At 72.4% G+C, this 12,256-nt stretch carries 11 protein-coding genes; 5 read left to right on the forward strand and 6 right to left on the reverse strand.

The features are described 5' to 3' along the window. Window positions 1-45 precede the first annotated feature (45 nt). From SPOPO_RS0112360 to SPOPO_RS0112380, 5 genes are read right to left on the reverse strand one after another with little or no spacing between them, the layout of a single operon-like run. Window positions 46-708 carry a TetR/AcrR family transcriptional regulator gene (locus SPOPO_RS0112360; RefSeq protein WP_019875095.1) on the reverse strand — a complete coding sequence of 221 codons (663 nt, stop codon included), beginning with the start codon at window positions 706-708 and terminating at the stop codon, window positions 46-48. A 40-nt stretch (window positions 709-748) separates the two neighbouring features. After that, window positions 749-3,097, reverse strand: a complete 2,349-nt coding sequence (locus SPOPO_RS33760; RefSeq protein WP_019875097.1) for an acyl-CoA dehydrogenase family protein — start codon at window positions 3,095-3,097, stop codon at window positions 749-751. Beyond that, on the reverse strand, window positions 3,094-3,885 hold the full coding sequence (locus SPOPO_RS0112370) for an enoyl-CoA hydratase-related protein (protein ID WP_019875098.1): 792 nt from the start codon (window positions 3,883-3,885) through the stop codon (window positions 3,094-3,096). Before SPOPO_RS0112370 ends, SPOPO_RS33760 begins: the two co-directional genes overlap by 4 nt. An 18-nt stretch (window positions 3,886-3,903) precedes the next feature. After that, the gene (locus tag SPOPO_RS0112375) at window positions 3,904-5,430 is read right to left on the reverse strand and encodes an AMP-binding protein (protein ID WP_019875099.1); all 1,527 of its coding nucleotides are present in this window, start codon (window positions 5,428-5,430) and stop codon (window positions 3,904-3,906) included. A gap of 24 nt (window positions 5,431-5,454) precedes the next feature. Further along, complete coding sequence (locus SPOPO_RS0112380) at window positions 5,455-5,874, reverse strand: SCP2 sterol-binding domain-containing protein (protein WP_019875100.1); 420 nt, start codon at window positions 5,872-5,874, stop codon at window positions 5,455-5,457. 91 nt (window positions 5,875-5,965) lie between these two features. Between SPOPO_RS0112380 and SPOPO_RS0112385 the strand changes: the two genes are divergently transcribed. Further along, window positions 5,966-6,157, forward strand: coding sequence for a ferredoxin (locus SPOPO_RS0112385; RefSeq protein ID WP_019875101.1), 192 nt, complete (start codon window positions 5,966-5,968; stop codon window positions 6,155-6,157). Between the two features lie 4 nt (window positions 6,158-6,161). Further along, the gene (locus tag SPOPO_RS0112390; RefSeq protein ID WP_019875102.1) at window positions 6,162-7,424 is read left to right on the forward strand and encodes a cytochrome P450; all 1,263 of its coding nucleotides are present in this window, start codon (window positions 6,162-6,164) and stop codon (window positions 7,422-7,424) included. Window positions 7,425-7,479: 55 nt separating this feature from the next. Here SPOPO_RS0112390 and SPOPO_RS0112395 read toward each other — a convergent pair whose 3' ends face one another. After that, a complete protein-coding gene (locus SPOPO_RS0112395) occupies window positions 7,480-8,613 on the reverse strand; it encodes a CaiB/BaiF CoA transferase family protein (protein ID WP_019875103.1) in 1,134 nt (377 codons plus the stop codon). A gap of 80 nt (window positions 8,614-8,693) precedes the next feature. Here SPOPO_RS0112395 and SPOPO_RS0112400 point away from each other — a divergent pair, with 80 nt between their 5' ends. From SPOPO_RS0112400 to SPOPO_RS29270, 3 genes are all read left to right on the forward strand, one after another. After that, window positions 8,694-9,797 carry a homogentisate 1,2-dioxygenase gene (locus tag SPOPO_RS0112400; RefSeq protein WP_019875104.1) on the forward strand — a complete coding sequence of 368 codons (1,104 nt, stop codon included), beginning with the start codon at window positions 8,694-8,696 and terminating at the stop codon, window positions 9,795-9,797. After that, on the forward strand, window positions 9,794-10,999 hold the full coding sequence (locus SPOPO_RS0112405; RefSeq protein ID WP_019875106.1) for a cytochrome P450: 1,206 nt from the start codon (window positions 9,794-9,796) through the stop codon (window positions 10,997-10,999). Before SPOPO_RS0112400 ends, SPOPO_RS0112405 begins: the two co-directional genes overlap by 4 nt. After that, window positions 10,999-12,256, forward strand: a 1,258-nt coding sequence (locus SPOPO_RS29270) for a phytoene desaturase family protein (protein WP_019875107.1), incomplete at its 3' end; no start/stop codon positions are given. The genes SPOPO_RS0112405 and SPOPO_RS29270, both read left to right, overlap by 1 nt.

Here is a 12,256-nt window from a genome sequence, read left to right on the forward strand (position 1 = left end):
AGTAAGGGGTGTCACCCTTTCTTTCTTGACAGGGGCGGCGGCGGGTCAGGCGGAGCGGCGGGTGCGCTTGGCCGGGGGCTTCTTCTGGCTGTTGGGCTTCGCGCCGGACTTCTCGGTCGCGACCGCGACGGTGGTGGCGACGATCTGTTCGCAGACGAGGTCGAAGATCTCGTCGGGGGTGAGGGCGCGGGCGGCGTCGGCCTCGGCCATGTGGGGGGCGCGTTTGCGGTCGGGCTTCGTGGACCCGGCGGCGGACTCGTGGAGGGCGCTGCCGATCGCGTAGAGCTCGAGGGCCTCCATCATCGGGGCGATGGCGCCGAGGGGGACGCCCTCCTCGGCGAGCATCGCGAAGGTCTGCTCGAGCTGCGAGGTGCCGATGCCGAGCGGCTCCCGGCGGAGCATGACCGGCACGAGGTCGGGGTGGTCGCGGAACGCGGCGCGCAGCCGGCGGGCGTTGCGCAGCAGCCAGACCTGCCAGGGCTCCTCGTGCCCCTGGGGAACGCGGACCTCCTCGAGCGCGAGCTTCGCGGCGCCGACGACGATCTCGTCCTTGTTCTGGAAGTGGTGGTACAGCGAGGCCCCGTTGACGCCGAGCCGGTCGGCGAGGCGCCGGATGCTGAGCGCGTCGATGCCCTCGGTGTCGATGATGTCGAGCGCCGCCTCGAGCGCGGCGCGCTTGGAGATCAACGGAACCTTCGGTCGTGCCACGTACTCCCCCTCTTCCTGAGGTCGATCGTAGGGACGCGCGTCAGGAGCGGCGCACGTCCCTCCACGGCACGTCCTTGTCGACCCGTGGTTCGCCGGGCAGGCCGAGCACCCGCTCGCCGAGGATGGTGCGCTGCACCTCAGACGTCCCGCCCTCGATCGAGTTCGCCAACGACCGCAGCCACGACTTGCGCGGGTCGCGGCTGCCGTCGAGCGCGGTGCCGGTCGGGGCGAAGCGTTCGTAGGTGTCGATGAGGAGGCCCTCGGTTCCGAGCAGGTCGACGCAGAACTCGAACACGGCCTGGTTGAGCTCGGCCATCTGCAGCTTGGCGATCGAGCCCTCGGGCCCGGGTCCGCCGCGGTCCGCGGCCGCGGCGCGCAGACTGGTCAGACGCGCCGCCTCCGCGCGGGTCCACAGCAGCATCAACCGCTCGAGCGTCGCCGCGTCGGCGCGGCCCTCCGCCGCGGCCGCCCGGTAGGTCTCGACGGCCCGTCCGATCGCCCCGTCCCCACGCCGGACGAACTTGCGGCCGAGCGCGACGCGTTCGTTCGCCAGTGTCGTCATCGCGACCTTCCAGCCGTCGCCGACGTCGCCGAGCAGGCAGTCGGCCGGGACGCGGACGTCGGTCAGGTAGACCTCGTTGAACTCGTCCTCGCCGGTGATCTGTCGCAGCGGGCGCACCTCGACGCCGGGGGAGGTCATGTCGAGCACGAAGTACGACAGCCCCTTGTGCTTGGGCACGTCCGGGTCGGTGCGCGTGACGAGGATCCCGCGGCGTGCAGTGTGCGCGAGGGAGGTCCAGACCTTCTGCCCGTTGACGATCCAGTCGGCGTCGGGTTCGGAGCCGTCACGCACGGCGCGGGTCGCGAGCGCGGCGAGGTCGGAGCCGGCGCCGGGTTCGGAGAACAGCTGGCAGTAGATCTCCTCGCCGGAGAAGCACGGCCGCAGGTAGCGGCGCCGCTGCTCCTCGGTGCCGTGGACGAGGATCGTGGCCATCGCCATGCCCAGCCCGATGACGTTGCGCGCGGAGTGGTCGGCGGCGCCCGCGGCCAGGAAGCGCGCCTCGACGTGCGGCTGCAGCGAGGAGTCCAGACCGCGTCCGCCGTGTCCGACGGGGAAGTCGACCTTCGTGAGCCCGGCGTCGAACCGCGCCTCGCGGAAGGCCCGGTCCGCCTCGACGTCGTCGGGGTCGGGGACCGGGTGCGCGGCGAGGAACTCGTCGATGGCGGCGTCGAGCTCCGCGACCTCGGGACCCCGATCCTCCGCCGGCACCTCGGCGGGCAGCGGCACGACCGCCGGCCCGGTGACGCCGATCAGCGCGGCCAGGTCGGCCCGGTGCGACGCGGGCGAGCCGAGCAGCAGCTGCGTGCTCTTCGCGCGCTTGAGGTACAGGTGCGTCGGGTGCTCCCAGGTGAAGCCGATGCCGCCGTGGATCTGGACGGCGGCGGTGGTCACCGTTCGGTACGCGTCCGACGCGACGGCCCGTGCGAGCCCCGCGGCGGCGGGCAGCGTGTCGGGGTCGTGGACGGCGCTCCACAGCCCGTGCCAGACCACGGACCGCGCCGACTCCACCTCGACGAGCAGGTCGGCGCAGCGGTGCTTGATGACCGAGAACGAGCCGATCGCGCGGCCGAACTGGATCCGGGTCCGCGCGTACTCGACGGTGAGCGCGAGCATGCGCGCCGCGCCCCCGAGTTGTTCGGCGGCGAGGTAGAGCAGCCCGGCCTGCCAGGCCCGGCGCAACGGATCCGCGCCAGTTCCGAGCAGGCGCGCGGGGACGCCGTCGAAGTGCAGTGCGGCCAGGCGCCGGGTCGAGTCCAGCGCCGTCAGCTGATGACGCGTCAGGCCAGGGGCGTCGCCCGGGACGGCGAACAGCGCCGGACCGCCGGGCGTCGCCGCGGCGACGAGGACGAGGTCCGCGGCGACGCCGTCGACGACCACGTCCGCGTCGCCGGAGATGCGCCACCCGCCGCTGTCGGTGGCCGTGAGGGTGGACTCCGCCGGCTCGCGGCCGGCCCACGCGAGCGTCGCGACGGTGCTGCCGTCGGCCAGGCGGGGGACGAGGGCGTCGGCGTCCGGGCCGCCGACCGCCAGCAGGGCCGAGGTCGCGAGCCCGACCGAGGCGAGAAACGGACCGCCGTAGAGCGCGGCGCCCAGTTCCTCGAACACGACGCCGAGCTCGACCAGCCCCGCTCCGCTGCCCCCGAAGTGCTCCGGCACCGCGAGGCCGTGCAGCCCCAGCTCGGTCGCCAGTTGGTTCCAGACCGCCCGGTCCCAGCCGGGGTCGGTCTCCATCCAGCGGCGGACGTCGTGCTCCGTGCAGTGCTTGTCCAGGAAGTCGCGGACCACGGCGCGGAGGTCCTCGGCGTCCCGACCCGGTGCGAAGGTCATGGCGCGTCCTGTTCGTCGGCGGTGCGACCAGTCTGCAGGTAACTACCCCGCGTGCCACGCACGAAGTTCTCCCGTAGCGGTGCCGATTCACCGCGCAGGTTCAGGTCGAGGGTGTGGGCGAGCTCCCGGCGGAAGACGCCGCGGATGTCGCGGCCGATGCTCTCGTCGGTCGCGGCCTTGAGGGCGCGGAGCACGGCGGGGTTCTTCGCCGCGACCCGGCCGGCCAGGTCGCGGGCCGAAGCGGGGAGCTCCTCGGCCGGCACGAGCCGCAGCACCGACCCGAAGTGGTGCAGCTCCTCCGCGGTCACCGGCTCGGCGGTGAACAGCGCCGCGCGCAGCCGCTTCTCGGGCATCAGGCCGATCGCCTGGATCATCCCGCTGGCGGCGCCGTTGTCGGCCTCCGCGAGGACGAACGGCGTTCCCGGCGCGGCGAGCAGGACGTCGCAGACGCCCGCGACCAGCACCCCGAGCCCGATGCACCAGCCGTGCACCGCGCCGATCACGGGCACCGCGCACTCCGCGATCGCGGTCGTGAGCTCCATCGACCCGTGGGTCTGGCCGAGGATGCCCTCGAAGCCGGGGAGCGACTGCACCTCCTTGACGTCCCCGCCCCCGCAGAACCCGTGCCCGGCCCCGCGGAGCACGACGACGCGCACCCGCTCGTCGTCGGCGTAGGAGCGCAGGTGCCCGGCGAGGGTCGCAATGTCCTTGAGGTTCAGCGCGTTGACCGGCGGGGCGTCGAGGACCAGTTCCGCGATGCCGGCGTCGTCGACGGATTCGGTGATCACCCGTCGATCATCCCCGCGTCACGCGTACTGCTCCCGCAAGGCGTCCCGGTTGACCTTGCCGGTGACGTTGCGCGGCAGCTCGTCGACGACCGCGAGCCGCTTCGGCAGCTTGAACCGCGCGAGGCGGTCGGCGGCGAACGCGGTGAGGTCCTCCAGCGTCGGCTCGGTGCCGGGAGCGGCGACGACGACGGCCATCCCGACCTCGCCCCACGTGGAGTCCGGCACCCCGACGACCGCGACGTCCGCGACCGCCGGATGCAGCGTCAGCACGTTCTCGACCTCGGCCGGGTACACGTTCTCGCCGCCGGACTTGTACATCTCCTTCGTCCGGCCGGCGAGGAAGTAGAACCCGTCCGGGTCGCGGCGGGCGGCGTCGCCCGTGCGGAACCAGTCGCCCGTGAAGAAGTCCGCCCGGTCCTTGCGCCAGTACCCGACGGTGACGCTGGGCCCGCGCAGCCAGATCTCCCCGACCTCGCCGTCGGGGACGTCGGTGCCCTCGGGATCGACCAGGCGGATCTGCGTGTGCATCGCACCCCGGCCGGCCGAGCCCGTCTCGGCGAGATTCTGATGGTCCGCCTCGTGGTCGAGCGCGAACGCCATTGGTCCCATCTCGGTCCCGCCGTACTGGGGCTGCAGCGGCAGGCCGCGTCCGGACCACGTGCGGAAGAGTTCCGGAGTCCCGATCGCGCCGGCGACGATCAGGTGCCGCAGGTGCGACAGGTCCGCGTCCGCGAAACCCGGCTGGGCCGCGATCGCCTGGTACATCAGTGGGATCGCGGCGAAGTGCGTGACCGGCGGGGTGCTGTCGGTCATCGCGGCGAGGATCGCCGCGGGGTCGAAGCGGCGCAGGGTCGTGACCATGCCACCGAAGTAGAGGATTGGGTTCGCCATCACGTTCAGCCCGCCCGCGTGGAACAGCGGCATCGGGTTCAGGTGGTGGCAACCAGGCGCGCTGTAGCCGGTGGTGTGCGCGGTGTTCAGCGCCTGCCAGACCAGCGTGCCGTGGGTCGAGAGTGCGCCCTTCGGGCGGCCGGTCGTGCCGGAGGTGTAGAGGATGTGCGTCGGGTCGGCGTGGGTGGCGTCGGTGCGCGGGGCGACGGGCTCCCCGGCGGCGAGGTCGCCGTCGGTCTCGGCGACCGGGCCCTCGACGGTCCAGGCCAGCCGCTGCGGGACCTGCGCCTTCTCCGCGACCTGCCCGGCCGCCTCGGCCCAGACGTCGTCGTGCACCAGCACCGTGGGTTCGGCGTCGAGACAGATCTCGGCGAGCTCATGGACCGTCAGACGCCAGTTCAGCGGGACGAACAGCGCCCCGAGCCGCATCGCTGCGAACTGGACCTCGAAGACCCGCGGGTCGTTCTCCGCGAGCAGTGCGACCCGGTCGCCCCGCCCAACGCCGCGGGCCTGCAGGGCGCCGGCGGCCCGGGCGACGCGCGTCTCCAGTTCGGCCCAGGTGGTGGTCCAGCCGTCCTCGCCGCGGCGCAGGGCGGGGGCGGCGGGGCGGTGCTGCGCCGAGTAGGCGACCCAGTCGTGGGCGGCGACATCCATCTGACGGCCTCTCAGTTCGGTCGGTCAGTCGGCCAGTTTGTCGGCCATGCCCTGCTGGGTGAGGAACTCGCGGTACATCCCGAACGCGGGCTGCATCGCGGGCAGGAGCTTGAGGAGGGTCCCGACGGATCCGTCGATCTTCACCTTGCGGCGGGCCATCGCCATCGGGATGTTCAGGTCACCGAGCCAGAACTTGTGCCCGTCGTCGGCGGACATGAACAACTGGACGTCGACGCGCGCGGCGCGGGCCTCGTCGCCGACCTTCACCTCGGGCGGGTCCACCGAGGCGTCGATGCTGACCGCGGAGTCGGGGTCGGTGTAGTTCGCGCGGAAAGACGCGCCGGCCTCGACGAACTTCGGCCGCAGGTCCGGGTGCGTGGTGATGTGGGTGAAGAAGGCGGCGTAGACCTTCTCGGCCTCGTCGGCGGAGTCGAAGACGGGCACGGGCGGGTCCCTTCGCCGTTGTGGCCTGCACCAAACAGCGTTAGGTTAGTGAGACGGAGGGTGCGGCGCAACGGTACGAGGGAGGCGGGGCGTGCGGGTGCGGATCGACGTCGACCGCTGTCAGGGTCACGGGCGGTGCGAGTTGATTGCGCCGGACTACTTCTTCGTCGACGACGCCGGGGTGGGTCAGGTGCTGCGCCCCGAGGTCGCCGACGCGGACCGGGCCGACGTCGACGAGGCGCGGTTCTGTTGCCCGGAGCAGGCGATCGCGGTGGGGGAGTGACCGCGTGAGTGCGCCGGTGTTCGACCACCACTCCGAGGACTTCGCCGCGCGGTGGCCGCAGATCTACGCCGAACTGCGGGCGACGTGCCCCGTCGCGCACACCGAGGCGCACGGCGGCTACCAGGTCGTCACGCGGTACGCCGACGTCAAGCGGGTGATGTCGGACCCGGAGACGTTCGCGTGCGGGCGGGACCTGACGTTCGACGGCGCGGACGGGCCGATCACGACGGGTGGGGTGACGATCCCGATCAACCCCGTGCGCATGGGGATGATGGAGACGGACCCGCCGTTGTCGCAGGCGTACCGGCGGCCGCTGGCGAACCTGTTCACCGCGAAGGCGGTTGCGGCCTACGAGCCGCGGATGGCGGAGATCGTGACCTGGGTCGTCGACCGGGTCATCGAGCGCGGGCACCTCGACTTCGTCGACGACCTCGCGAATCCGCTGCCGGCGCTGGTCTCTCTCGACTACTTCGGGCTGCCGCTGCAGAAGTGGGACGAGTACGCGACTGCCCTGCACCGCGCGGCGTACCGGGAGAAGGGCTCGGCGCGGGCCGTGCTGGCGCTGGTCGACGACGTTCGCGCGGTGGTGGCGGAGCGCAAGGCGTCCGGGCCGCGGGGTGGCGACGTCCTCGACCGGTTGCTGACCGCCGAGGTGAACGGCGCCCCGCTGCCCGACGAGGACGTCGTCAACCAGGTCTTCATGCTGCTCAACGGCGGGATCGACACCTCGACGGCGCTGATCGCGTCGATGTTCCTGCACCTCGCGCAGCACCCGGACGACCGCACCGCCCTCGCCGCCGACCCGTCCCGGATACCGGCCGCGGTCGACGAGATGCTGCGGTACTTCACGCCCGGTCCGGGCGTCGCGCGCACGGTGACGCGGCCCGTCGAGCTCGGCGGAGTGTCGTTGCGGCCGGGGGACCGGCTGCTCCTCGCGCTGGGCTCGGCGAACCACGACGAGGAGGTCTTCGACGACCCGGAGTCCGTCCGCCTCGACCGCGACAACGCCGGCAAGCACCTCGCCTTCGGCCACGGGCTGCACCGGTGCCTCGGTGCCTTCCTCGCCCCGGCCGAGATGCGGCTGCTCCTCGAGGCGGTCCTGCGCCGGCTGCCGGACTACGAGATCGACGTCAGCGCCGTCGTCCACTACCCGACGATCCCGCTGATCAACGGCTGGATCGCGATGCCCGCCACGTTTCCCCCGGGCCCTCGGGTGCTGAAGGGCTTCGACCCGACCCTGCCGGTGCGCGCTCCCGCAGCCGTGTAGTGCTGACGTCCGACGATATGGCTGCAATAGCGACCACATCGTCGGACGCAAGAAGTCAGGCGACCGTCCCGTCGGCGAGGAGGGCGGCGATCTCGGTCTCGGTGTAGCCGGCGTCCGCGAGGGCGCCGGCGGTGTCGGCGCCGCGGACGGCGGGGGAGCCGGCGCTCGCGGGGGTGCGGGACAGCCGCGGGGCGGGGGCGGCCCAGATCCGGTCGCCGTCGCGGACGACGGTGCCGCGCGCGGCGAGGTGGGGGTCGTCGGGGAGCTCGTCGAGGTCGAGGACGGGGGTGCCGCAGCCGTCGACGCCGGCGAAGACGCTCTCCCAGTGCGCGCGGGGGTGCGTGGCGAACGCGCCGGCGACGCGGGCGCGCAGGGCCGGCCAGGTCTTCGGGTTCAGCTGCGTGGAGCGGTCGACGTCGGCGAGGCCGAGGACGTCGAGGAACTGCGCGTAGAACTTCTCCTCGATCGCGCCGACCGCGAACCAGCGGCCGTCCGAGCAGGCGTAGACGCCGTAGAACGGCGCGACGCCGGAGAGCAGATGCCGGCCCCGGCCGGCCCACATCCCCGCGTTCAGCTCGGCGAGCCACGCGCTGCTCAACAGGGCGGCACCGTCGGCGATCGCGGCGTCGAGAACCTGGCCGCGACCGGTGCTCGCGCGTTCCAGCAACGCCGTCACAATGCCGAACGCGGTGAGCACCGATCCCGCAGCGAGGTCACCGAGCATCGCGAGCGGGGGGACGGGCCGGTCTTCCCCGATCACGCCGAGCGCGCCGGAGATCGCGAGGTAGTTGATGTCGTGTCCGGCGCGGTCGGCGTACGGACCGTCCTGGCCCCAGCCGGTGAGGCGGGCGTAGATCAGCCGCGGGTTGCGTTCGCACAGCACGTCGGGGCCGAGGCCGCGGCGCTCCATCGTCCCCGGCCGGTTCGACTCGAGCAGGACGTCGGCGCGGTCCGCGAGCCGGGCGATCACCTCGGCGCCGCGAGGGCTGCGCAGGTCGACGACGGCGGAGCGCTTGCCCCGGCTCAGGTGGGCGGCCGGGTCGAACGGTGCCACCGAGGGGCGCTCGACGTGCAGCACGTCGGCGCCGAAGTCGGCCAGCAGCATCGAGCAGAAGGGTCCGGGGCCGAGCGTCGACAGGTCGAGGACGCGGATGCCGTGCAGGGGGCGGTGGCTCGGCGCGTCGTCCACGGTGCTCCTCGGAAGGTCGGACCCGGATATTACCAATCAACGTTAGGTATCGGCAGTCTCGCCGGTGTACGGTCGGCGCCATGAGGTCGCTCATCCAGTTCAGCAAGGGCCGGACGAGCAGGCAGGCGCACCGCGACCTGCCCGGCCCGGCACCCGACGGGTCCCCGCTCAAGGACGACGAACTGACGCGGGGTGGGTTCGACGGCCGCGAGGCCGTGCTCTACCGCGCGAACGACCCGACGGTCTTCCGCGCCGAGGGCCGGTTCCGGTCGACGACCGCGCTGCTGAGCGATCTCAAACCGTCGGACCTCACCGACCCCCGGGGGCAGGCGCAACGCCTGCACTACAACGGCGACGTGACGACCTGGCTCTCGCGTCGCTCCGAGCCGATGCCGTTCTTCCGGCGCAACGTCGACGGCGACGAGTGCTGGTTCGTCCACCGCGGCACCGGGACCGTCGAGACCGAGTTCGGCCCGATCGCCTATGAGCCGGGTGACTACGTCGTCATCCCGAAGGCGATCACGCACCGGTTCGTCGTCGACCCCGGCGAGACGTACCTGTTCGGCATCGAGACGGTCGGCGAGCTGCGCGCGCCGACCTACGTCGGGCTCGGCCGGCACGCGCCGTTCGACCCCGACGTGATTCGGGTGCCGGAACCACAGCCGGTCGACTCGTCCGCGGCCGAGTACGAGATCGCGGTGAAGTACGACGGCGAGTACTCGGCGATCTTCGTCGACCACCACCCGTGCGACGTCGAGGGCTGGAAGGGCGACTACTTCCCGTTCGCGTTTCACATCCGCGACTGGAACGTCATCATGAGCGACAGCCTGCACCTGCCGCCGTCGATGCACGTGTTTCTCGTGGCCGAGGGCGTGAACATCATCAACCTGCTGCCGCGGCCGTTCGAGACCGTCGAGGGGGTCGAGCGCATCCCCTGGTACCACCGCAACGCCGACTACGACGAGGTCGCGCTGATCCACGGCGGGAAGTCGCTGGGGCGGCCGATGAAGGCGGGCCTGATCAGTCACGACCCCCAGGGCATTCACCACGGCTTCCCGGACCGGGCGCGGATCAAGGCCCGCCGGGAGTGGGACGAGCACGCCCGGATCGAGTGGGAGATCATCATGGTCGAGGCGGCGCGGCCGCTGAAGCTGGACCCGGTGCTCCTGGGGTCGCCGGCATGAGCGCCGGGGGTGACGGCGTCGAACGTGACTGGGCGTCACTCGTGCCGACGTTCGACATGTTCGACCCGGAGCACGAGGACTGGAAGTACGAAGGCTTCGCCTGGGCGCGGGAGCACTGCCCGGTCATCCACGGCAGCCCGCCCTCGACCGGTCCGCGGTCGATCGTCACGCGGTACGCCGACGTCCGGCAGATCCTCGAGGACCCCGAGACCTTCTCCTCCGCCGGGTCGCCGCCGGTCCCGGCCCCCATCCGCCTCGGGGCCCTCGACGCGGATCCGCCGGAGCACACGGCGTTCCGCCGCCTGCTCAACCCGGTGTTCACCCGGCAGTTCGCGCTGCAGTTCGAGCCGGACATGCGCGCCTACGCCCGCGAGCTGATCGACGCGTGGGTCGACCGCGGCGAGGTCGAGATGCTCGGCGAGTTCGCGAGCCCCTACGTCGCGCGCATCCTCGCGCGGATGGTCTTCGACGAGACCGACATGGCCAAGATGGAGCGGGCGAAGCAGGTCGTCATCCGCGTCGCGGAGCGCCCGGACGACGAGGGGTTCTTCGACCTCGCGGTGCTCTCCGCGGAGTACCTCGCCGCCGCGATCGACAACCCGCCGGAGCGCGAGGGGATGCTGCGCCAGCTCGTCACCGGCGAGTTCCTCGACGGGAAGCCGATGACGGAGGATCAGGCGATGGGCGCCATCGCCTCGACGTTCCTCGGTGGGCTCGACACGTCGCGGTCGGCGATCGCGGCGATCTGCCTGTTGATCGCGCAGCAGCCCGAGCTCGAGGCGCGGGTCCGCGACCCGCGCTGGATCCGCAACGACATGGACGAGTTCATCCGCCTGATCTCGCCGGTCGCGTCGTTGGGCCGCATCGCGACGAGGGACACCGAGGTCGGCGGGTGCCCCGTGAAGCAGGGAGAGCACCTGCTGCTCCGCTTCGACTCCGCGAACCGGGACGAGACCAAGTTCCCGAACGCCGACCAGCTGCAGTTCGAGCCGCCGCGGACCGGCACCGCCGGCTTCGGCCTCGGCATCCACCGCTGCATCGGCATGCACCTGGCGCGGGTGCAGATCGCGGTCGCGATGGAGGAGATCTTCGCCCGCGTCACGAACTTCAAGCTCGCGGTGGCACCGGAGGAGATCAGCTGGGCGCCGGGCATCGCGAACTGCCCGCACGCCGTCCCGCTCCGCTTCGACCGGGTGCTGTGATGGAGCGTCAGGAGTTCGACGCGCTGGTGATCGGCGCCGGCGCCGGCGGGATGGCCGCGGCTGCGCGGTTGCAGCTGCTCGGGTACCGGACGCTGCTGGTCGAGCGGTGCGACCGCGTCGGCGGCCGGGCGTCCACGGTCGAGATCGACGGGTTCCGCGTGAACACCGGGGCGCTCGTCACCGAGACCGGCGGGGAGAACGGTCGGCTGTTCGCGGACCTCGGCGTCGACCCGGGGCTGCGGATGCCGCGCCGTCCGGTGGTGCTGCGGCTGGGCAAGCGGGACGTCCCGCTGATGAGCGGACCGACCGGGTTCGTCGCGCAGCGGTTGCTGTCGGCGGTGGGGGCGGTCTCGCGGCGGACGGGCAAGCGACCCGCGCCGGGTCCGACGCTCGCCGACTGGCTGGACCGGCGCAAGGCCAAGCCCGCGCTGCGCAGCCTCGCGCGGAACCTCACGTCGGCGCTGTACGCGGCGGAGCCCGCGGACGTCGAGCTCGTGCTGTTCTGGGACTACCTGACGAAGCCCGGTGGAATGTCGCCGTACGCGATCCACCCGGAGGGGGCGATCGGCCCGTGGCGCGTCGTCGCCGACGACTTCGTCCGCCGCGGCGGGACGTTGTGGTCCAGCAGCGACGTGCAGGGCCTGAGCTTCACCGACGGTCGCGTGAGCGGGGCGACCGTGCGGCGCGGCTCCGGCGAAGATGCCGAGGTCGTCGACATCGACGTCCGCGCCGTGATCAGCAACGCCGGCCCGCTGCAGACCGCCGAATTGTGCCCGCCGGACGCCCTGCCGGCGGGGTATCTCGACCGGCTGCGGACGTGGTCGAGAACTGGTGCCCTGATCACGATCAACTTCGCGAGCCGGACGCGCCTGGGCCCGATCGACGGGTTGTTCTTCTTCTCGACCACGCGCCGGCTTGCCTACGCCTGCGAGGTGACGGGCACGTGCCCGGAGATGGCCCCGCCGGGCTGGCACCTCTACGTCGGTGCCTGCGCTCCGAGCCCCGCGACGGGGGAGTTCGACCTCGACGCCGAACTCGCCCTGCTCCGCGCCGACCTCCGCGAGCACTTCCCCGGCTTCGACGGCGCTCGCGAACTCTCCGTCGAGGTCTGCGCCGGGAAGGACTGGCCCGCCCAGCGCGCCGTCCCGGGCAAGGACGAACCGCAGTCGACCCCGGTGGCGAATCTCTGGAACGTCGGCGACGGCGCCCGCCCCTGGGCCGGCGCCGGCCAGAGCGGCTGCGTCGAGTCCGCCCGTC

Source organism: Sporichthya polymorpha DSM 43042 (assembly GCF_000384115.1).
Lineage (GTDB): Bacteria > Actinomycetota > Actinomycetes > Sporichthyales > Sporichthyaceae > Sporichthya > Sporichthya polymorpha.

What these genes read in the sequence shown, in the direction of transcription:
- SPOPO_RS33760 (WP_019875097.1), bottom strand. Translation starts at nt 3,097, where the DNA reads ATGACCTTCGCACCGGGTCGGGACGCCGAGGACCTCCGCGCCGTGGTC.
- SPOPO_RS0112375 (WP_019875099.1), bottom strand. Translation starts at nt 5,430, where the DNA reads ATGGATGTCGCCGCCCACGACTGGGTCGCCTACTCGGCGCAGCACCGC.
- SPOPO_RS0112400 (WP_019875104.1), top strand. Translation starts at nt 8,694, where the DNA reads ATGAGGTCGCTCATCCAGTTCAGCAAGGGCCGGACGAGCAGGCAGGCG.
- SPOPO_RS0112405 (WP_019875106.1), top strand. Translation starts at nt 9,794, where the DNA reads ATGAGCGCCGGGGGTGACGGCGTCGAACGTGACTGGGCGTCACTCGTG.